The sequence below is a fragment of the Streptomyces omiyaensis genome (assembly GCF_014650895.1).
Taxonomy (GTDB): domain Bacteria; phylum Actinomycetota; class Actinomycetes; order Streptomycetales; family Streptomycetaceae; genus Streptomyces; species Streptomyces omiyaensis.
In genome coordinates this window covers 1-18775 of record NZ_BMVV01000053.1, presented here as the reverse complement: position 1 = coordinate 18775, position 18775 = coordinate 1, and the positions used below count along the sequence as shown (strand labels likewise).

General features: G+C 74.8%; 18 protein-coding genes and 3 pseudogenes. 15 read left to right on the top strand and 6 right to left on the bottom strand.

All coding sequences use genetic code 11. The features are described from left to right. The 6 genes and pseudogenes from IE287_RS37325 to IE287_RS37300 form a co-directional block, all read left to right on the top strand. A pseudogene (locus tag IE287_RS37325) lies at nucleotides 1-159 on the top strand (ectoine hydroxylase); the annotation flags it as partial. Between the two features lie 46 nt (nucleotides 160-205). Further along, nucleotides 206-1123 (top strand): ectoine/hydroxyectoine ABC transporter substrate-binding protein EhuB, encoded by a 918-nt coding sequence (ehuB, locus tag IE287_RS37320; RefSeq protein WP_189853873.1) that lies wholly within the window; start codon nucleotides 206-208, stop codon nucleotides 1121-1123. After that, nucleotides 1120-1812 carry an ectoine/hydroxyectoine ABC transporter permease subunit EhuC gene (gene ehuC, locus IE287_RS37315; RefSeq protein ID WP_189853872.1) on the top strand — a complete coding sequence of 231 codons (693 nt, stop codon included), beginning with the start codon at nucleotides 1120-1122 and terminating at the stop codon, nucleotides 1810-1812. The genes ehuB and ehuC overlap by 4 nt, the downstream gene beginning before the upstream one ends. After that, complete coding sequence (gene ehuD, locus IE287_RS37310) at nucleotides 1812-2447, top strand: ectoine/hydroxyectoine ABC transporter permease subunit EhuD (RefSeq protein WP_189853871.1); 636 nt, start codon at nucleotides 1812-1814, stop codon at nucleotides 2445-2447. Before ehuC ends, ehuD begins: the two co-directional genes overlap by 1 nt. After that, a complete protein-coding gene (gene ehuA, locus IE287_RS37305; RefSeq protein ID WP_189853870.1) occupies nucleotides 2437-3228 on the top strand; it encodes an ectoine/hydroxyectoine ABC transporter ATP-binding protein EhuA in 792 nt (263 codons plus the stop codon). Before ehuD ends, ehuA begins: the two co-directional genes overlap by 11 nt. A 100-nt stretch (nucleotides 3229-3328) precedes the next feature. Further along, a complete protein-coding gene (locus tag IE287_RS37300) occupies nucleotides 3329-4825 on the top strand; it encodes a DUF6777 domain-containing protein (protein WP_373307987.1) in 1497 nt (498 codons plus the stop codon). A gap of 57 nt (nucleotides 4826-4882) precedes the next feature. Here IE287_RS37300 and IE287_RS37295 read toward each other — a convergent pair whose 3' ends face one another. Then, nucleotides 4883-5077 (bottom strand): hypothetical protein, encoded by a 195-nt coding sequence (locus IE287_RS37295; protein WP_189853869.1) that lies wholly within the window; start codon nucleotides 5075-5077, stop codon nucleotides 4883-4885. A 143-nt stretch (nucleotides 5078-5220) separates the two neighbouring features. Between IE287_RS37295 and yczR the strand changes: the two genes are divergently transcribed. Continuing rightward, nucleotides 5221-6690, top strand: coding sequence for a MocR-like transcription factor YczR (yczR, locus tag IE287_RS37290; RefSeq protein ID WP_189853868.1), 1470 nt, complete (start codon nucleotides 5221-5223; stop codon nucleotides 6688-6690). 104 nt (nucleotides 6691-6794) lie between these two features. Next, nucleotides 6795-7298 (top strand): FBP domain-containing protein, encoded by a 504-nt coding sequence (locus IE287_RS37285; protein ID WP_189853867.1) that lies wholly within the window; start codon nucleotides 6795-6797, stop codon nucleotides 7296-7298. Between the two features lie 52 nt (nucleotides 7299-7350). Here IE287_RS37285 and IE287_RS37280 read toward each other — a convergent pair whose 3' ends face one another. Further along, nucleotides 7351-8535, bottom strand: a complete 1185-nt coding sequence (locus IE287_RS37280; RefSeq protein WP_189853866.1) for an acyl-CoA dehydrogenase family protein — start codon at nucleotides 8533-8535, stop codon at nucleotides 7351-7353. A 425-nt stretch (nucleotides 8536-8960) separates the two neighbouring features. Here IE287_RS37280 and IE287_RS37275 point away from each other — a divergent pair, with 425 nt between their 5' ends. The 3 genes from IE287_RS37275 to IE287_RS37265 all read left to right on the top strand — a co-directional run bounded on the left by IE287_RS37275 (nucleotide 8961) and on the right by IE287_RS37265 (nucleotide 11440). Further along, complete coding sequence (locus IE287_RS37275) at nucleotides 8961-10055, top strand: CaiB/BaiF CoA transferase family protein (protein ID WP_229883995.1); 1095 nt, start codon at nucleotides 8961-8963, stop codon at nucleotides 10053-10055. Nucleotides 10056-10140: 85 nt separating this feature from the next. Then, entirely contained in the window at nucleotides 10141-10812 is a 672-nt protein-coding gene (locus IE287_RS37270) for a GntR family transcriptional regulator (RefSeq protein ID WP_189853864.1), read from the top strand. A 76-nt stretch (nucleotides 10813-10888) separates the two neighbouring features. After that, nucleotides 10889-11440: a 3'-5' exonuclease gene (locus IE287_RS37265; protein WP_189853863.1), complete on the top strand. Its 552-nt coding sequence runs from the start codon at nucleotides 10889-10891 to the stop codon at nucleotides 11438-11440. A gap of 113 nt (nucleotides 11441-11553) precedes the next feature. Here the strand turns inward: IE287_RS37265 and IE287_RS38980 are convergent. Together IE287_RS38980 and IE287_RS37260 are read right to left on the bottom strand one after the other, a co-directional pair. Beyond that, nucleotides 11554-11916 (bottom strand): annotated as a pseudogene (locus tag IE287_RS38980) (MFS transporter); the annotation flags it as partial. Between the two features lie 137 nt (nucleotides 11917-12053). Then, a pseudogene (locus IE287_RS37260) lies at nucleotides 12054-12506 on the bottom strand (ArsR/SmtB family transcription factor); the annotation flags it as partial. 106 nt (nucleotides 12507-12612) lie between these two features. Here IE287_RS37260 and IE287_RS37255 point away from each other — a divergent pair. Both IE287_RS37255 and IE287_RS37250 read left to right on the top strand, forming a co-directional pair. Next, nucleotides 12613-13206, top strand: a complete 594-nt coding sequence (locus IE287_RS37255; protein WP_189853861.1) for a TetR/AcrR family transcriptional regulator — start codon at nucleotides 12613-12615, stop codon at nucleotides 13204-13206. Nucleotides 13207-13339: 133 nt separating this feature from the next. Next, complete coding sequence (locus tag IE287_RS37250; protein ID WP_189853860.1) at nucleotides 13340-15415, top strand: galactose-binding domain-containing protein; 2076 nt, start codon at nucleotides 13340-13342, stop codon at nucleotides 15413-15415. A gap of 123 nt (nucleotides 15416-15538) precedes the next feature. Here the strand turns inward: IE287_RS37250 and IE287_RS37245 are convergent, their stop codons facing one another. Next, nucleotides 15539-16816: a YncE family protein gene (locus IE287_RS37245; protein ID WP_189853859.1), complete on the bottom strand. Its 1278-nt coding sequence runs from the start codon at nucleotides 16814-16816 to the stop codon at nucleotides 15539-15541. Nucleotides 16817-16991: 175 nt separating this feature from the next. On the opposite strand from IE287_RS37245, the gene IE287_RS37240 reads away from it, so the two are divergent. Beyond that, entirely contained in the window at nucleotides 16992-17588 is a 597-nt protein-coding gene (locus tag IE287_RS37240; RefSeq protein ID WP_189853858.1) for a CBS domain-containing protein, read from the top strand. Nucleotides 17589-17855: 267 nt separating this feature from the next. On the opposite strand, the gene IE287_RS37235 is transcribed toward IE287_RS37240, so the two are convergent. Continuing rightward, the gene (locus IE287_RS37235; RefSeq protein WP_189853857.1) at nucleotides 17856-18155 is read right to left on the bottom strand and encodes a DUF1876 domain-containing protein; all 300 of its coding nucleotides are present in this window, start codon (nucleotides 18153-18155) and stop codon (nucleotides 17856-17858) included. Nucleotides 18156-18361: 206 nt separating this feature from the next. Between IE287_RS37235 and IE287_RS37230 the strand changes: the two genes are divergently transcribed. Next, nucleotides 18362-18652 carry a hypothetical protein gene (locus IE287_RS37230; RefSeq protein ID WP_189853856.1) on the top strand — a complete coding sequence of 97 codons (291 nt, stop codon included), beginning with the start codon at nucleotides 18362-18364 and terminating at the stop codon, nucleotides 18650-18652. Nucleotides 18653-18775: the final 123 nt, after the last annotated feature.

The following is an 18775-nucleotide window of genomic DNA, read 5'->3' as shown; positions in this document are numbered from 1 at the left end:
AACGCCCTGCACGGCTCCGGCGACAACATCACCCCCTTCCCCCGCAGCAACGTCTTCCTCGTCTTCAACAGCGTGGAGAACGCCCCGGAGCTGCCCTTCGCCGCGCCCGTGCGCCGCCCCTCCTTCGTCGCCGCCCGGGACACCACGCCGATCGGCTGACCGCGCCCCTCCGCCCGAGACCTCCCCGCAAGGAAGAAAGGACGCCATGAACCGGCCCCTGTCCCTGGACCGCCGCCGCTTCCTGACCCGCTCGCTGGGCATCGGCACCCTGATCGCGGCACCGGGATTCCTCGGCGCGTGCAGCCGGACGGAGGTGGGCACCGGAGCCCCCGCCGGCGACGCCGACCTGCTGGAGAAGCTGCGGAAGCGGGGCCACGTCCGGGTGGGCTTCGCCGGCGAGGCCCCGTACGGCTTCCAGGACGGCGACGAGCTCGCCGGGGAGGCGCCCACCCTGCACCGGGAGATCTTCACCGCCCTCGGCGTTCCCGAACTCCGGCCCCACCTCGCCGAGTTCGGCGCCCTCATCCCCGGGCTGCTCGCCGGACGGTTCGACGTGGTGAGCGCCGGGATGGCCATCACGCCCGAGCGCTGTGCCAAAGTCGCCTTCTCCCAACCGGAGTTCGTCTCCCCCACCGCGCTCATGGTCCGCAAGGGGAACCCGAAGGGCCTGAGCGACCTGGCCTCGTGCGCGGCCGGGCAGGTCCGCGTCGGCGTCCTGACGGCCGCCGTGGAGGCCTCGTACGCCGAGGAGGCGGGCGTCCCGGACGGCTCCGTGCTGCAGGTGGGCAAGCAGCAGGACGGCCTCGACGCCCTCCTCGCCGGCCGGATCGACGCCTTCGCCCTCACCGGCATCTCGCTCCGCTGGCTCGCCCGCACCAACGCGGGCGCGGCCGTGGAGGTCCTGGAGCCGTTCGTGCCCGTGGTCGACGGCGTGAGCCGGTACAGCCCCGGCGGCGCCGTCTTCCGCAAGGGCGCCGACTCCCTGCGGAGGGCGTTCGACGACGAGCTCGCGCGGATCACCGGCGACCCCGCCCGGTACGTGCGCCTGATCGGGAAGTACGGCTTCACCGAGCGCGAGGTGCCGCCCCGCAGCCTGCGCACCGCGGAGCTCTGCGCGGGATGACGGGCTCCGGTACGGCCGTGTTCCTCTCGGAGCTGGGCCGGGCGCTCCCGGCCATCACCGAGGGCCTCCTGGTGACGCTGGAGGCCACCGGGCTCGGTGCGGCCCTCGCGCTGCTCGTCGCCTTCGCCCTGGGCCTGGCCGCCCGCTCGCGGCTCCTCCCGGTGCGCGGCGCCGCGCGCTTCGCGGTCGAGCTCCTGCGCGGCACCTCGCTCTACGTCCAGCTCTTCTGGCTGTTCTTCGCGCTGCCGATGCTCGGGTTCCGGCTGGAGCCGATGGCCTGCGGGGTGCTCGCCTTCGGTCTCAACTACGGCGCCTACGGCGCGGAGGTGGTGCGGGGCTCGATCGCCGCCGTGCCCGCCGCGCAGACCGAGGCCGCGATCGCCCTGGGCATGGGCCCGGGGCTGCGCCTGCGGCGGATCGTGCTGCCCCAGGCGTACGCCCTGATGGTGCCGCCCTTCAAGAACCTGCTGATCCAGCTGCTCAAGGCGACGCCCCTGCTGTCCCTGGTCACCGTCGCCGACCTCACCTTCCGGATCGACCAGTTGCGCGCGGCGACGGGCGGCACGGCCGCCGCCTATCTGCTGCTGCTCCTGCTGTACTTCTGCGTCGCCGCGCTCCTGGGCGCCGGGATGAACGCGCTGGAGCGGCGGGCGCAGGCGCGCCTGGGCGTCGTGGGCGGTGACGCCTGATGTGGGACATGGACGCGGCGCGCGCGGCGCTGCCGGTCGTGCTGTCGGGTTTCGGCGTCACCCTGCTCGCCACGGTGCTCGGGTTCGCGGTCGCGGTGGCGGCCGGGCTCGGCATCGCCCTGCTGGGGCGCTCCCGCTCCCGGTGGATCGCCCTGCCCGTGGGCGCGCTCGCCTCCTTCGTGCGCTCGACGCCGGTGATGGTGCAGCTCTTCGCCGCGTGGGTGCTGGTACCGGGCCTGGACGCGCTGGCGCTCGGCGTCCTGGTGCTGGGGCTGCACTACGCCACGTACCTCTCCGAGGTCTACCGGGCCGGCATCGACGCCGTGCCGAAGGGGCAGTGGGAGGCCTGCACCGCGCTGTCCCTGCCGCGGCGGCGGGTGTGGCGCGCGGTCGTCCTGCCCCAGGCCGTGCGGAAGGTGCTGCCGTCGCTCGGAAACTACGCGATCTCGATGTTCAAGGAGACGCCCTTCCTCTCGGTCATCGCCGTGGACGAGATGGTCCACGAGGCGAACGCCTTCGGCAGCACCCACTTCGCCTACCTGGAGAGCTTCACCCTGGCCGCCGCCGTCTTCCTGATCGCGAGCTGGCCGACGTCCCTGCTCGTCCGCCGACTGGAGGCCCGCCTTGCCCATTGAGACCGTCCCCGGACCGGAGAAGGTCCGGTTCGACCGGGTGACCAAGCGGTTCGGGGACCAGACGGTCCTGGACGGCCTGGACCTCGCGGTCGCGCCGGGCGAGCGGGTGACCCTGATCGGCCCGAGCGGCTCGGGGAAGACGACCATCCTGCGGCTGCTGATGACGCTGGAGCGGGTGACGGACGGCGTGGTCCACGTCGACGGCGAACCGTTCTCCCACATGCCGTCCGGGCCGGGCGGGAAGCTGGTCCCGGCGGACGAGCGCTACCTGGCCCCGCGCAGGCGGCGCGTCGGGATGGTGTTCCAGCAGTTCAACCTCTTCCCGCACCTGAGCGTGCTCGCCAACGTCACGGAGGCCCCCCGGCACGTCCTGGGCCTCGACGCCGACGAGGCCGCCGCCCGGGCCCGGGACCTCCTCGGGCTCGTCGGCCTCGCGGACAAGGAGGACGCCCACCCGACCCGTCTCTCCGGCGGCCAGCAGCAGCGCGTCGCCATCGCCCGGGCCCTGGCGATGCGTCCGGAGCTCCTCCTCCTCGACGAGGTGACCTCCGCGCTCGACCCCGAGCTGGTCGCGGAGGTCCTGGACGTCCTGCGGGACGTCGCCGCCGGCACCGACATCACGATGCTCTGCGTGACCCACGAGATGGCCTTCGCCCGTGACGTCTCCGACCGGCTGCTGATGTTCGACCGGGGCCGCGTCCTGGAGTCCGGCCCTCCCGGGAAGCTCCTCGACGCGCCGGAGCACGAACGGACCCGGGAGTTCCTCCGGTCGATCCGGTGAGGCGGGAGGAGCGAGGGCGGTCCCCGGGCGGGATCCTCCTGCGGGTGCGGAGGGTCCGTCCGGCGCTCAGAATGGCGCCGAACGGAAGAAAGGGAAAAACGTGACTTCCCCACCGCCCTCCGGTCCTCCGTCGGTTCCGCCCACCGGGCCGCCCACGGGCCCTCCGTCGGGTCCGCTGTCCGGCGCGGCCACCCGTCCCGGGGTCTCCGGACCCCCTTCCGCGCCGCCGCCGCACGACGGCTCCGGCGGCGGTGGCGGTGGCGGTGGCGGTGGCGGTGGCGGTGGCGGTGGCGGTGGCGGTGGGGACGGTGCCGGAGGAGGGCCCGGCGGCGGGGGACGCGGCGGCACCCCCTGGTGGCGGTCCGTGCCGAAGGTGGCCTCGCTGACGGCCGCCCTGGTGGCGGCGGCCGCGCTCGCGGTGCTGCTCGTCGGCCGGTCGGACGACAAGGGCGACACCGCCGGATCCGGCGGCGGGGAGGTCTTCCTCCAGAACACCTCGGCCTCCGGGCCCGACCCCTTCACCGCCTCCACCGCCCGCACCGACAGCTCCTCCGGGGCGGCCTCGCTGGCGCCGCGCACCGGCACGGCGGAGACGGCCACCCCGCGGGTCTCGGGCTCCACGCCGGGGCTGTACGGCGGCACGCGCGAGGAGGCGAGCTGCGACGTCGAGCGGCAGATCCGCTACCTCGGCGCCGACCCCGCCAAGAACACCGCCTTCGCGCAGGTCCTCGGCCTCGACGCGGACGCCGTGCCGGCCCACCTCCGCTCCCTGACGCCGCTCCAGCTCCGGGTCGACACCCGGGTGACCAACCACGGCTACGAGGACGGCCGCGCCACCGCCTACCAGGCGGTCCTCCAGGCGGGGACGGCGGTCCTCGTCGACGACCGGGGCGTGCCCCGGGTCCGGTGCGCCTGCGGGAACCCGCTGACCGAGCCGGTGGCGCAGCAGAAGCCCCGCACCACGGGCACGCCGTGGCCGGCCTACGACTCCTCCCAGGTCGTGGTGGTGGCCCCGTCGGTGACGGTGGTGAACGTGTTCGTCGTGTACGACCCCGAGGACGACGCCTGGTTCGCGCGCAAGCACGGCGACACCGGCCGGCACGACAAGCCGACCCCGCCGCCGCCCCGGCCGACGCCGACGACGACCTCGCCGTCCCCGTCGACGTCGTCCTCCTCGCCCTCGGTGACCCCGGGCACGACCTCGCCGACGCCCTGCGTGACGGTCACCGGCGACGAGACGCCGGCGCCGGTCGACGGCCTGACGCCGTCCCCGTGCCCGTCCACGCTCTCGCCGACCGTGACGACGCCCACGCCGTCCCCGTCGACGGACTCCTCCTCACCGTCCGACACCCCGCCGGACTCGCCCTCGGACTCCCCCGCGGACTCCCCCTCCGACGAGCCGCCGGACAGCCCCGCCACGACGACGGGCGGGGCGGACACCACGACGGACACCCCGACGAACGGGACCACCGGTGGTGCGGACGGGACCGGCGGGACGGACGGGACCGGCGGGCGCTCCGCCTCCGCGGGCTCCCCCTCCGGCCCGGACTCCGCCTCCCCGCCCGCGCCCGGCCCCGGACGCCTCCCCGTGGCCTGAGGTCCCCGTGCCGCGCGGACGCCCGTACCGGACCCCCCGGGACGGGCGTCCGCGCCGTCAGGCGGCGCCCTCCGTGGTGCGGAAGGAGGGCCGGCGGGTGCGGAGCGTGGCGCGCAGGGTGCGCAGCCAGGCGCCCACCGGCAGGGGGCGGGCGGCCGGCTCCTCGGCGTGCCGCTGCCACAGGCGCTCGTCGCGGTCGGTGAAGTGCGCGCCGGTCCGCGGGTGCGTCGGCGTGGTCGTGGACGTGCTCATGGCGTGCTCCTCTCGGTCCCGGGCGTTCCCCGGGCGTTCCGGACGTGTCCTGGGGCGGCTTCCCGGAAGGCGCCACCAGGCCACTGACAAGGAGTCTGTAGGCTTATTGGCCTGGACAGCAGAGCCAATGAGGAGTGATTGGCATGGCAGAGGGCCGTGTGGTCCACACCGCGGACCGGACGTTGTCGGGCCGTCAGCTCGCTTCCCTGCTCACCCCGCCTCCGGAGGGCCGGTTCGGCTACCGCGAGCTGGCGCGGGCGGTGCGGGAGGCGCTGCTCGACGGACGGGTGGCCCTGCGGCTGCGGCTGCCCGCCGAGCGGGAGCTCGCGCAGGTCCTGGAGGTGAGCCGGACGACCGTGACGGGGGCGTACGACCTGCTGCGGGAGAGCGGGTACGCGCACAGCCGGCGGGGCGCGGGCACGTGGACGGCGCTTCCGGACGGGCAGACGCCGACCTCCCTGGGCCCCTACCCGGACCCGACGGACGAGGTGATCGACCTGGCGCTGGCCTCGCCGCAGGCGCCGGGCGCGGAGCTCGCGGAGGCGCTGGCGGAGGCCGCGGCGGAGCTGCCCCGCTTCGCCGCGGCGCCGGGCTACCACCCGTACGGCCTGCCGGAGCTGCGGGCCTCGGTGGCGGAGCGGTACACCGCCCGCGGGCTGCCGACGCGGCCCGAGCAGATCCTGGTGACGACGGGGGCGCAGCAGGCGCTGTCGCTGGTCCTGTCCCAGTTCGGACGGCCCGGCGACCGGGTGCTCGCGGAGAACCCCTCGTACACCAACGCCCTGGACGCGATGCGGGTCCGGGGGATGCGGGTGACGCCGGTGCCGGTCACGGAGAACGGCTGGGACACCGGGCTCGTGGACGCCGCGCTGCGGCAGACCGCGCCCCGGCTGGCGTATCTGATCCCGGACTTCCACAACCCGACGGGGCGGCTGATGCCGCGCGAGCAGGGACGGGAGCTGGCGCGGGCCGCGCGGGCGACGGGGACCTGGCTGGTGGTGGACGAGACGCTGACGGACACGGCGCTCGACGTGCCGGCTCCGGCGCCCTTCGCGGCGGCGGCCGGGCCCGGGGGCGGGGAGCAGATCGTCTCGGTGGGCTCGCTGAGCAAGAGCTGCTGGGGCGGCCTGCGGGTGGGCTGGGTGCGGGCCTCGGCGCGGGTGGTGACGGAGCTGACCAGGACCCGGGTCACGGCCGACCTGTCGGGTTCGGTGCTGGACCAGCTGGTGGCGGTGGCGCTGATGCGGCGCCTCGACCCGATCGTCCGGGCGCGCGTGGCGCAGCTGCGGCGGCGGCGCGAGGCCCTGGGCGCGGCGCTCGCCCGCCACCTGCCGGAGTGGCGGTGGACGGTGCCGCCGGGCGGGATGTGCCTCTGGATCGACCTGGGGCGGCCGGTGGCGACCCAGCTGGCGGCGCGGGCGCTGCGGCACGGGGTGCGGGTGGAGGGCGGGGCGCGGTTCGGGGTGGACCCCGGGACCCACGAGCACCGGCTGCGGATCCCGTACACCCTGCCGGAGGAGGTGTACGGGACGGCGGCGGAGCGGCTGGCTGCGGCCCTGGAGGGGGCGCCGGGGCGGTTCGCGGATCCGGCGCTGCCGGAGTGGGTGGCCTGAGGCCGGGCCCCTCGGGGGACACGGGGCCGGGCAGGCGGGCCCGGTCGCGCGGGTCCCGGATATCCGGATGCCCCGGCCGCGGATCTGCCTGTACGGTCCAACGAGTGGAACCGTTGACTGAGAAAGAGATCCGTTCGTCGTTCGTGAACGCCACGAAGGGGGACGCCGCGCGGCTGAAGCTGCCGCTGGACTTCGCCGAGACGCCCTGGGAGGACCTGGACTTCCTGGGGTGGGTGGATCCGGGGGCGCCGCTGCGGGCCCATCTCGTGGTGCGCCGCGAGGACGGCCCGCTCGGGGTGTCCCTGCGGGTGCCCGCGGCGGGCCGGACCAGTGCCGTGAAGACGAGCCTGTGCCAGATCTGCCTGACGCCGCACGCCTCGTCGGGCGTGACGCTGCTGGCGGCGCCGCTGGCGGGGCCCCGGGGGCGGGAGGGGAACACGGTCGGCATCTACGTCTGCGCCGACCTGGCGTGCTCCCTCTACCTGCGCGGCAAGCGCGTGCCGAAGCTGCGCGGGCTGCGGCACGAGGAGACCCTCTCCGTCGAGGAGCGCGTCGAGCGCGCCACGGGGAACCTGGACGGGTTCCTGGCGCGCGTGACGGCCGGCTGAGCCGCGGCGGGCGGCCCCCGGAGGGGCCGCCCCGACGGGCCTGCCCGCACGGTCAGCGGAAGGCCTGCTCGCCGGTGAGCGCCTTGCCGATGACGAGGGAGTGGACCTCGCTGGTGCCCTCGTAGGTGAGGACGGACTCCAGGTTGTTGGCGTGCCGGAGGACCGGGTACTCGAGGGTGATGCCGTTGGCGCCGAGGAGGGTGCGGCACTCGCGGGCGATGGCGATGGCCTCGCGCACGTTGTTGAGCTTGCCGACGCTGATCTGCTCGGGGGTGAGCTCGCCCGCGTCCTTGAGGCGGCCGAGGTGGAGGGCGAGCAGCATGCCCTTGCCGAGCTCGACGGCCATGTCCGCGAGCTTCTGCTGGGTGAGCTGGTACGAGGCGAGGGAGCGGTCGAAGACGGTGCGGTCCTTCGCGTAGGAGATCGCCGTCTCCAGGCAGTCGCGGGCGGCCCCGAGGGCGCCGAAGACGATGCCGAAGCGGGCCTCGTTGAGGCAGCCGAGCGGGCCGGAGAGGCCTCGGGCGCCGGGCAGCACCGCGTCCGCGGGCAGCCGGACGTCGTCCAGGACGAGTTCGGCGGTGACGCTGGCCCGGAGCGAGAGCTTCATCTTGATCTCGGGGGCGCTGAAGCCGGGGGTGCCGGCCGGGACGAGGAAGCCGCGGACGCCCTCCTCGGTGCGGGCCCAGACCACGGCCACGTCGGCGACGGAGCCGTTGGTGATCCACATCTTGGTGCCGTTGAGGATCCAGTCGGAGCCGTCCCGCTTGGCGTTCGTCCGCATGGCACCCGGGTCGGAGCCGGCGTCGGGCTCGGTCAGGCCGAAGCACCCGATGTACTCGCCGGCCGCCATCTTCGGCAGCCACCGCTGCTTCTGCTCCTCCGAGCCGTGCTTCCAGATCGCGTACATCGCGAGCGAGCCCTGCACCGAGACGAGGGAGCGCAGACCCGAGTCGACGGCCTCCAGCTCCATGCAGGCCAGGCCGTACGCCACCGCGCTGGTGCCCGCGCAGCCGTATCCCTCCAGGTGCATGCCGAGCACGCCGAGGCCGCCGAGGGTGCGGGCGAGTTCGCGCGCGGGGATCTCGCCCTTCTCGAACCAGCCGGCCACGTGCGGGCGCAGCTCGCGGTCCGCGGCCGCGCGGACCGTGGCACGGATCTCGCGCTCCTCGTCGCCGAGCAGGCCGTCGAGGGCGAGGAGGGCGAGGGGGTGGGTGGGGGTGGACGGCGAGGACTTCACGGGCGGCCTCCTGGCGGCTGTGGCGAGGGTCGTGCTCGGCGTGGCGTGCCGAGCGTAGCGGGAGATTGGATTTTGGATCCAGTATTGAAAATCGGACCCCCGCGCCCTACGGTCCGAGGAATCCGATCCCCGAAGCGCCGGACCCCCGATCCGACGGGTCCCCGATCCGACGGATCCCGAAGCGCCGGATCCCCGAAGCGCCGGATCCCGATCCGACGCACACCGAGGAGCGCGGAATGCCCACGGACCACCCGACCCACTCGGCCCACCCGGATCACCCGGATCACCCGGCCCACCCGGGTCACCCCGACCACCCGGTCGACTCCCCCGCGGCCACGGCCGCGGCCTCGACCACGGCCGGCGGTCCCGGCGCCCTCTCCGGCCTCGTCGTCGCCGACTTCGGCCGGGTCCTCGCCGGGCCCTACATGACGATGCTCCTCGCCGACCTCGGCGCCGACGTGATCAAGATCGAGCGCCCGGACGGCGGCGACGACACCCGCGCCTGGGGCCCGCCGTTCGCGGACGGCCGGGCCACCTACTTCCTCGGCGTCAACCGCAACAAGCGCTCCGTCGCCCTCGACCTCACCGACCCCGACGACCGGGCCGCGGCGCGCGCGATCGTCGACCGGGCCGACGTCCTGGTGGAGAACTTCCGCCCGGGCACGATGGAGAAGCTGGGCCTCGGCTTCGAGGAGGTCCGCCGCACCAACCCCGGACTCGTCTACTGCTCGGTGACCGGCTTCGGCACCGACGGGGGCGCCGCGCTCCCCGGCTACGACCTGCTCGTCCAGGCCATGGGCGGCCTGATGAGCGTCACCGGCGAGCCGGACGGGCGGGGGACGAAGGCGGGGGTCGCGCTCGTCGACGTCATCACCGGGCTCCACGCCGGCCTCGGCGTCCTCGCCGCCCTGCGCCACCGGGAGCGCACCGGCCGGGGCCAGCGCGTCGAGGTCTCCCTCCTGGGCTCCCTCCTCTCCGCCCTCACCAACCAGGCCGCCGCCCACCTCGGCGCCGGGGTCGTGCCGCGCGCGATGGGCAACCGGCACCCGAGCATCACCCCGTACGAGGTCTTCGAGGCCCGGGACCGGCCGCTGGTCCTGGCCGTCGGCAACGACCGGCAGTTCCGGGCCCTGTGCGAGCGGATCGGCCGGCCCGCGCTGGCCGAGGACGACCGGTTCGCCACCAACACCGCCCGCGTCGCCCACCGGGAGGAGCTGGCGGCGGCCCTGGCCGGGCCGCTCGCCGGCCGCACGGCCGACGCCTGGTTCGAGGAGCTGACGGCCGCCGGCGTGCCCTGCGGCCCCATCAACGACCTGGCGGACGCCTTCGCGCTCGCCGACCGGCTCGGGCTCGGCGTCCGGGTGCCCGAGGAGGCCGCCGGCCCCGGCCAGGTCGCCCACCCGGTCCGCTTCGGCGCCACCCCGCCCTCGTACCGCTCCGCTCCCCCGGGACTCGGCGAGCACACCGCCGAGGTCCTGGCCGGGAGGCCCCCCGTGGACGCCCCGGACGCGCGTCCGTGATCCGTAGGAAGATGAGGACGACGACGGTCACCGGCGGCGACGGAGGCCGCGGGGGCACGGGCGACGGCGGCGGAGGGTCGGATCGATGAGCGGCGCGGTGGAGAGACGGCGGCCCCAGACGGCCCAGCAGTTCGTCCTGGGCGAGCTGCGGAGCGCGATCACCAGCGGCGGGCTCCGCCCCGGCGCGCCCATCCGGCAGGACGCGCTCGCCGCCCGGCTGGAGGTCAGCCGGGTCCCGCTCCGGGAGGCGCTCAAGACCCTGGAGGCCGAGGGCCTGGTCGTCCACCACGTCCACCGGGGCTACTTCGTCGCCGAGCTGTCCCTCGCCGACCTGGAGGAGATCTACCGGATCCGCGCCCTGCTGGAGACGGAGGCGGTCCTGCGGGCCGTGGACGCCGGCCCCGACGACCTCGCCGAGACCCTGGAGTCCGTCCAGTGCGAGGTCGAACGAGCCGCCGGGGCCGGGGACGTGACGGCGATGGCCGAGGCCAACCGCCGCTTCCACTTCACCCTCATCGACGCCTGCGGCATGCCCCGGCTGGTCCGCATGATCACCACCCTCTGGGACTCCACCGACGCCTACCGCTCCCTCTACTACACCGACCCCGGCCACCGTGCCCAGGCGGTCCACGAGCACCGCGCCGTCCTCTCCTCCCTGCGCGAGCGCGACGGGGCCGGGGTGGTCCGCCGGCTCGACGACCACCGCGCCCACGCGGTGGCGGCCCTGCGCGAGGTGCTGGCCCCCGGGGAGGGGTGACACGGCCCGGGGAACCGGATGCGGCCGCCGGAGAAACCGGATGCCGACCGCCGGACGGAACTCCTAGGCTCCCCCCATGGACCCCCGTCTGATCAACGTCGTCGACATCGAGGCGACCTGCTGGGAGAAGGCGCCGCCGCCCGGCGCGGTGAGCGAGATCATCGAGATCGGCCTGACCGTCGTGGACCTGACCGCCCGCGAACGGGTCGGCCGCCACCGGATCCTGGTCCGCCCCGCCCGCTCGCGCGTCAGCGCCTTCTGCACCGACCTCACCGGCCTCACCCAGGCCGAGGTGGACACCGGCGTCGACTTCGCGACCGCCTGCCGCCTCCTCGCCCGCGACCACGCCGCCGGCACCCGCCCCTGGGCGAGCTGGGGCGACTACGACCGCAAGCAGTTCACCCGGCAGTGCGAGGCGACCCGCACGGCCTACCCCTTCGGCCACCGGCACACCAACGCGAAGGCCGTCTTCACCGAGGCCCACGGCCTCCGCCGACGCCCCGGCATGGCCCAGGCCCTCGCCCACGCCGGCCTCCCCCTGGAGGGCCGCCACCACCGCGGCGAGGACGACGCCTGGAACATCGCGGCCCTGATCCTGGACCTCGCCCGGACGGACGCCTGGCCGTAACCGACGACGGACTCCGGCGCACGGGGCCGCACACGGCCGCTCGGCGCGCCCCCCGGGGGCCGGGCGGCCCCCTCGCCCCGTCGGCTTCGCGGCAGGCCTCGCACCGGGGCGGGCGTCTTCTCCCGGGCCGGTTCCCCGGACGCCGGGGGGCCGGCCCGGGCGGCGGCGCGGAGCGCCGCTTCGACACGGCGGTTGTCGGTCATGGAGGCCGTGCCGGCCGTCATCGCCAGGAGGAGGCCGCCGGCGGCGCAGAGCGGGGTGCGGACGTCGTGGGCGGTGGCCGGCCAGCCGCCGGGGAAGGCCCCGAGGGGAGCGGCGCGCATCGCCGGCGTGCGGGAGGTGGAGGCGACCCGGCCCATGAGGTGGGCCGGGACGATCGCCTGCCGGAGGGAGGGCGCGAGCACCATCGTGGCGCCCATGCCGGCCCCGCAGACGGCGAGCGCCGGCCCGGCCGCGTACGGGGTCGGGGCGGCGGCGCGCGCCATCGGATCGCGCGTCAGCGTCAGCGCGAGCAGGGGCGCGTCGTGCGACACCCCGTCGCCGAACGAGGACACCGTCCGAGCGGTCCACGGCCGCCCGAATCCGGCCGGCGCCTTCCTTGCGTCCGAGGTCGTTCGGCGCCCTCCTCGGTCCGGTCGCGCAGGGTCGGACGGAACAGCGCGAAGACGAGCGGGGTGTCCGGCAGCGACGGATCGGACAGCTCCCGGCACTCGCCCGCCAGTTCCCGAAGCCGCGCCCCCGACGGGGCGAACTGCTCGTCCGTGAGCCGAAGGCGGGCCATCCCCACGTGCCGCTCCTCCACCGGCGACGACTCCAGGTCCGCCACCGCGTGGCGCATCAGCACGTCCGGTCCCCCCTCGCCCGGGTCCGGCAGCACGATCGACCGCGCGGCCATCGCGTAGTGCCGCTCGGTGACGCCCCGCGTCTTCCGCGTCCGCACCACCTTCACCAGACCGGCCCGCTCCAGCCGCCGCACGTGATAGCCGGAGCTCCTCTTGGCGAGGCCCACCCGCTCGGCGAGCTGGGTGACCGTCGCCGGCTCGAAGCGGAGGACGGCCATGATCCGGGGTCCGGCGCGCGGGACCCGCCTCCCCGCCCCGGCCGCGCGGGGAGGGGCCGGACGGTCCGGAGCGACGGGCGGTTACCCTGACGCCCGGACCCGAGGAGGAAGCATGGCGCGGATGCCGTCGGCGGAGCGACGCCGGCAGCTGGTCGAGGCGGCGATCAGGGCGATGACCAGGGACGGGGTGGCGCGGACCACCACGCGGTCGATCGCCGCCGAGGCCGGGGTGTCGCTGAGCGTCTTCCACTACTGCTTCGAGTCCAAGCAGGCCCTCCTGGAGGCCGCCATCGAGACGATCATCGGCGACTACGTGGCCCGGGTGATGAAGGCGGTCGAGCCGAGGGCGACCCTGCACGAGACGGTGCGGGCGGCGCTGCGGACGTACTGGGAGGACGTGACCGCGCATCCGGGCCAGCACATGCTCACCTACGACCTCACGCAGTACGCGCTCCGCGAGCCGGGGTTCGAGCACCTGGCGCGCGCCCAGTACGAGCAGTACGTGCGGTCGGCGACGGTGCTGGTGGAACAGGTGGGGGCGGCGCGCGGGACGGAGCCGAAGGTCCCGGTGCCCACGGTGGCCCGTCACCTGGCGGCGGCGGTGGACGGGATGACGCTGCAGTACCTGGTGCTGCGCGACGAGGAATCGGCTCTGGAGCAGCTGGAGTTGACGGCTGATCAGCTGGTTCGCCTGATCGGGGGCTGACGGCCGGCAGGGCCGGTGGGCGGAGCTCCTCGATCATCAGTAGGTCATTTGACCCGGACTCTTGACTCAGTCCTCCGGCGACGCGATCCTCGGGGCGCCCGGTACACCCTCATCGACCGGAGGCTTCGCCACCATGCCCCCACGCACCACTCGAAGCACATCCCCCTTCCGCGGGCCGCGCCGCCTCGGCCTCGTCTCCCTCCTCCTCGCCCTCGCGGCCGTGCTGTTCGGCGCCGCGCCGGTCCCCGCGGCCGGTTCGCCGTGGTGGGAGCCGACCGCGCGGCCGGCGACCGACTCGCAGATCAACGCCACGGGCGCGCCGTTCACCGGCACCGACGCCCAGGGGCGGGTGCGCGGCTTCGTCGACGCGCACAACCACGTGATGTCCAACGAGGGCTTCGGCGGCCGGCTGATCTGCGGCAAGCCGTTCTCGACGGCCGGCGCGGCCGACGCCCTGAAGGACTGTCCGGAGCACTATCCGGACGGCTCGGGCGCCCTCTTCGAGAATCTGACCGGCGGCGCGAACGGCAAGCACGACCCGGACGGGTGGCCGACCTTCGCCGACTGGCCCGCCCACGACTCGCTGACCCACCAGCAGAACTACTACGCCTGGCTGGAGCGCGCCTGGCGCGGCGGCCAGCGCGTCCTCGTCAACGACCTCGTCTCCAACGGGCTGTTGTGCTCGATCATGCCCCGGGACCGCGGTTGCGACGAGATGGAGGCCATCCGCCTGGAGGCCCGGAAGACCTACGAGATGCAGGACTACGTCGACTCGCTGTTCGGCGGTCCGGGCAAGGGCTGGTTCCGCATCGTCACCAGCGCCGACCAGGCGCGCTCGGTGGTCCAGCAGGGCAAGCTCGCCGTCGTCCTCGGGGTGGAGACCTCGGAGCCGTTCGGCTGCAAGCAGATCCTCGACGTGGCCCAGTGCGACAAGGCCGACATCGACCGCGGCCTGGACGAGCTGTACCAGCTCGGCGTGCGCAGCATGTTCCTGTGCCACAAGTTCGACAACGCGCTCTGCGGCGTCCGCTTCGACAGCGGCACGACGGGCGTGGCGGTGAACATCGGCCAGTTCCTGTCCACCGGCACCTTCTGGTCGACCGAGCAGTGCGCGGGTCCGCAGAAGGACAACCCGATCGGGCTGGTCGCGCCCGCCGCGATGGCGGCGAAGCTGCCGGCCGGGGTGAGCGTGCCGGAGTACGCCTCCGACGCCCGGTGCAACACCCGGGGGCTGACCCGGCTCGGCGAGTACGCCCTCCGGGGCATGATCGACCGGGGCATGATGCTGGAGCTCGACCACATGAGCGTGAAGGCGGCCGGCCGGGCGCTGGACATGCTGGAGGCCGAGGAGTACCCGGGCGTCCTGTCCACCCACAGCTGGATGGACCTCGACTGGACCGAGCGGCTCTACAGGCTGGGCGGGTTCACCGCCCCGTACATGCACGACGCCGGCGGTTTCATCGGCGAGGCGAACGGCAAGGCCGCGCTGCGCGAGAAGTACGGCGTCGGACTCGGCTACGGCACCGACATGAACGGCGTCGGCGGCTGGCCGGGCCCGGTCGGCGCGGACGCGCCGAACGCGGTGAGGTACCCCTACCGCAGCTTCGACGGCGGCACCGTCCTCGACCGGCAGGTGACCGGCGAGCGGACGTGGGACCTGAACACCGACGGAGCCGCCCACGCGGGCCTGGTGCCGGACTGGATCGAGCAGATCCGGCTCACCCCGGGCGGCCCCGAGGTCATCGGCGACCTGGCGCTCGGCGCCGAGTCGTACCTGCGGACCTGGCGGGCGACCGAGCGGCACGAGCCCGGCGAGAACCTGGCGGCGGGCGTGCCGACCTCGGCCAGCTCCACCGAGTGGAACCCGTTCACCAGCTACGCCTCCGGGCGGGCCTTCGACGGCGACACCGGCACCCGCTGGGCGAGCGACTGGTCGGACGACCAGTGGCTCCGGGTGGACCTGGGCGAGGTCCGGCGGATCGGCCGGGTGACCCTGGACTGGGAGCGGGCCTACGCCCGCCAGTACCGGATCGAGGTCTCCGAGGACGGCGCGAACTGGCGGTCGGTCTGGTCGACGGACGCCGGGGACGGCGGGTACGACACCGCCGAGTTCGCCTCCACGCCCGCCCGGTACGTACGGATCCACGGGGAGCGGCGGGCCACGCAGTGGGGCTACTCCCTCTACGAGGTGACGGTCACCCGCTCCTGAGCGGTCGTCCGCTCCCGGGCGGGCGCGGGTGACGAGAGGGGCCGGCCGGATCGACGACGATCCGGCCGGCCCCTCGGTCCTTCCCCTCGGTCCTTCTTCGCGGTCCTTCTTCGCGACGGGGCGTCAGCCCGCGCTCGGGGCGGTCCAGTCGGCGGGTACGCGGGCGAGCCGGACCCTCTGCGGATGGTCGCCGACCGGCACGCTCGCGATCCGCTCGCCGGTGGCGAAGTCGATGGCGCTGACCCGGTCGGCGCCGCTCTCGGACACGACGCAGGACCGTCCGTCGCCGCTGACGGTGGCCCAGTAGGGCTTGTCGGCGGGGACGAGCGGACCCTGCTTCAGGGTGGCGCGGTCGACGACGGTGGCGTAGTCGTCCATCGTGCCCGCCACGCAGAGCTTGCCGCCGTCCGGGCTGATCGAGAGGCCGTGGTGGCGCGAGTCGTTGACCCAGGTGGTGCGGTCGGGGTCGGTGGCGGGGCTGCCCGGGAGCGCCTTGAGGCGGGTGACGCGGTCGGCGTCGACGTCGTACTCCAGGAAGCCGTTGAGGAAGGAGACCTGGAAGTAGAGCTTCTTCTCGTCCGGGGTGAAGACGAGGGGGCGGACGGCGTCGGAGAGGTCGTCGCGGCCGAAGGCGTCCAGCCGGGAGCGCATGTCGATCACCCGGACGGTCTCGAAGGTGGCGGCGTCCACGACGGTGATCTTCCGGTCGCCCTTGGTCCAGTCGAGCCAGGGCGCGTCGAGGGCGGTGGTGACCTCGCCGATGGACATGTTCCAGAGGCGTCCGTCGGAGGTGAAGACGTTCTCGTGGGGCTTGTCGCCGGTCCTGAAGCTCCCCAGCTGGCGGCCGGTGGAGATGTCGAGGACGTGGACGGTGTTGGCCGTGGAGGCGGAGACGGCGACCCGGGTGCCGTCGGGCGAGACGGCCATGTGATCGGAGCGGTAACCGGCCACCGGGAAGCGCCAGTTGATCCGTCCGGTGCGCAGGTCGAGGGAGACGACGTCGGCGAAGCTGGGCCGCGAGACGACCATCGACGCGCCGTCGGGGGTCGCGTACATGTCGTCCACGAACTGGTCGTGGCCCTCGCCGGGTCCGCTGCGGACCCCGAGGAAGAAGGCGAGCTTGACGGGATCGAGGTGGATCTCGCGGAGCCGCTCCTGCTTGTCGGGGATCACGTTCACCCGGCCGATGCGGTGGAAGTCGCCGCGGGCGGCGATGACATCGGCGGTGCCGTCCCAGTTGTTGCCGACGAACATCACCTCGCGCAGGGGCGCCCCGGAGGCGGCGGAAGCGGCGGGCGGGGGCGCGGCGGCGGCCGGGGCGAGCAGGGCGAGGGAGGCCGTCAGGGTGGCGGCGAGGGCGACCGCGAGACGGCGGTTCCGGGTCGTACGGGCCGAGGACATGGGAGAGCCTTCTTCCGTGGAGGGAGAGCGACTTACCGGAGGTAACTCGCAGGTAACCACGGACCCGCCCCACCCACAAGACGTCTTCCGCACCTGATGCCCACCCCTCCCGCGCCACGTCCGCGCCGGATGCGGGATCATGGAACGATCACCCTCGGAAGGGACGGAACGGACGATGAGGAACCGCAGTGTCGCGGACCTGATGACCCCGACGGCGGTCTCGGTCCAGCGCGGGACATCCTTCAAGGAGATCGCGCGGCTCCTCGACGAGTACGGCATCACGGCGGTGCCGGTCGTCGACGAGGAGGACCGGCCGGTGGGCGTGGTCTCCGAGGCGGACCTGCTGCGCCGCCACACCACCAAGGACGGCCCCAGCACCGCCGAGGCGATGATGTCCAGCCCGGTCCACACCGCCCGCCCCTCGTGGACGGCCGTCGAGGCGGCCCGGCTGATGGAGCGGCACCGCGTCAAGCGGCTGCCGGTCGTGGACGCCGACGGACGGCTGATCGGGGTCCTCAGCCGCAGCGACCTGCTCCAGCTCTTCCTGCGCCGCGACCGCTCCATCCAGGAGGAGATCCGCGAGGACGTGGTGGTCCGCATCCTCGGCCTCTCCCCCGCGGCCGTCCACATCGACGTCGACGAGGGCCGGGTGACCCTCAGCGGCACCGTGGGGCGCAAGGACCTCGTCCCCCTGCTGCTGCGCCTCTGCGAGTCCGTGGACGGGGTCGTCGAGGTCGTCGACCACCTGACCGTGGAGCCACCCGCGGAGTGAGCGGGGGCGCGGGTGCGGGGCGCGAGGTGCGGGCCGGGGCGCGAGGTGCGGGCCGGGGCGCGAGGTGCGGGCCGGGGCGCGAGAGGGGCCCCGCGGGGGCGTCGGCGCGGAGGCGCGCACCCGGCGCGCGTCAGCGCGGAGACGCGTCAGCGCGGAGACGCGTCAGCGCGGAGACGCGTCAGCGCGGAGACGCGTCAGCGCGGGCGGCCCGGCGGGCGCGTGACGCTCCCGCCGGGCCGGGGCCGGGGCCGCGGGGTGGCGGACCCTTCAGGAGACCGCCTCCGGCCAGCCGTACCCGGGACCCGTGCGCCGCGGTACGGTCCCGGCGCCCACCGCCTCCATCTCGCGGTTCGCCTCCCGCATCAGCTTGCCCGCCAGGTCCTTCATGGCCCGGCTCGCGGCCAGCTCGTCGCCGATCACGGGCACGTCCGCGTCCGCCGGGTTGCAGCGGGCCGAGCCGTGCCCGGTGAAGGTCGCCGTCCCCGTGTCGAGGCGGGCCTCGGCCTTGGTCCGGCCCGACTCCTCGCTCAGTTCCAGGCCGACCCTCCACTCCAGGTTCCGCGTCATGGTCTGCCTCCTCGCACGCCGGTCGGCGCCGCCGGGGCCGTACGTGCCCGGGGCGCCGCTCCCCCGTCCCTTCCAGGATCCGCCCGCCGGGGCCGGGGCGCACGGGGAGCGGGCCACCGGCGCGTGGAAGAGTGTGTTCCGCACCGGCGGCGCGGGAACCACCCCTCGCACGGACGCTTCACGGGCGAAGGCGAAGGGGAGCCGCTATGGCCGGCCGGTTCGGCGCGCGCAAACGGCTGGAGGTCCTCCAGGTGGTCGTGGCCGGCCTCGGGGTCCCGGCGAGCCTGGGCATCGGCGTGGTCCTGAACGCGGCCGGCCTGCACGTCGGGATCGGGCTCGCGGCGACCGCCCTCGTCCTGCTGGCGACGGCCACCGCCCTCGCGAAGCTGGACGCCCGGCTCGCCCGCCTCCCGGCACCGCCCTCGCGCACGCACCGCCGCGCCCGCCGCGCGGAGGAGCCGGGCGGCGGCGGGCCGGGGCAGACGCCCCTTCCCTGAGGGCCCGTCGCCCCTCCCTCCGCCGGGTCGCGGTCACCGCGGGCCGTGACGGGCGAACGTGGAGCACCCCAGGGAAGCGACCCTCCCCCCTCCAGGACGGCGCCGACCGCCTGGGCGACCTGC

Excerpts from the sequence above, each read along its gene's own strand:
- ehuB (WP_189853873.1), top strand. The coding sequence starts at position 206 with ATGAACCGGCCCCTGTCCCTGGACCGCCGCCGCTTCCTGACCCGCTCG.
- ehuC (WP_189853872.1), top strand. The coding sequence starts at position 1,120 with ATGACGGGCTCCGGTACGGCCGTGTTCCTCTCGGAGCTGGGCCGGGCG.
- ehuD (WP_189853871.1), top strand. The coding sequence starts at position 1,812 with ATGTGGGACATGGACGCGGCGCGCGCGGCGCTGCCGGTCGTGCTGTCG.
- IE287_RS37295 (WP_189853869.1), bottom strand. The coding sequence starts at position 5,077 with ATGAGCACGTCCACGACCACGCCGACGCACCCGCGGACCGGCGCGCAC.
- yczR (WP_189853868.1), top strand. The coding sequence starts at position 5,221 with ATGGCAGAGGGCCGTGTGGTCCACACCGCGGACCGGACGTTGTCGGGC.
- IE287_RS37275 (WP_229883995.1), top strand. The coding sequence starts at position 8,961 with ATGACGATGCTCCTCGCCGACCTCGGCGCCGACGTGATCAAGATCGAG.
- IE287_RS37270 (WP_189853864.1), top strand. The coding sequence starts at position 10,141 with ATGAGCGGCGCGGTGGAGAGACGGCGGCCCCAGACGGCCCAGCAGTTC.
- IE287_RS37265 (WP_189853863.1), top strand. The coding sequence starts at position 10,889 with ATGGACCCCCGTCTGATCAACGTCGTCGACATCGAGGCGACCTGCTGG.
- IE287_RS37255 (WP_189853861.1), top strand. The coding sequence starts at position 12,613 with ATGGCGCGGATGCCGTCGGCGGAGCGACGCCGGCAGCTGGTCGAGGCG.
- IE287_RS37250 (WP_189853860.1), top strand. The coding sequence starts at position 13,340 with ATGCCCCCACGCACCACTCGAAGCACATCCCCCTTCCGCGGGCCGCGC.
- IE287_RS37245 (WP_189853859.1), bottom strand. The coding sequence starts at position 16,816 with ATGTCCTCGGCCCGTACGACCCGGAACCGCCGTCTCGCGGTCGCCCTC.
- IE287_RS37240 (WP_189853858.1), top strand. The coding sequence starts at position 16,992 with ATGAGGAACCGCAGTGTCGCGGACCTGATGACCCCGACGGCGGTCTCG.
- IE287_RS37235 (WP_189853857.1), bottom strand. The coding sequence starts at position 18,155 with ATGACGCGGAACCTGGAGTGGAGGGTCGGCCTGGAACTGAGCGAGGAG.
- IE287_RS37230 (WP_189853856.1), top strand. The coding sequence starts at position 18,362 with ATGGCCGGCCGGTTCGGCGCGCGCAAACGGCTGGAGGTCCTCCAGGTG.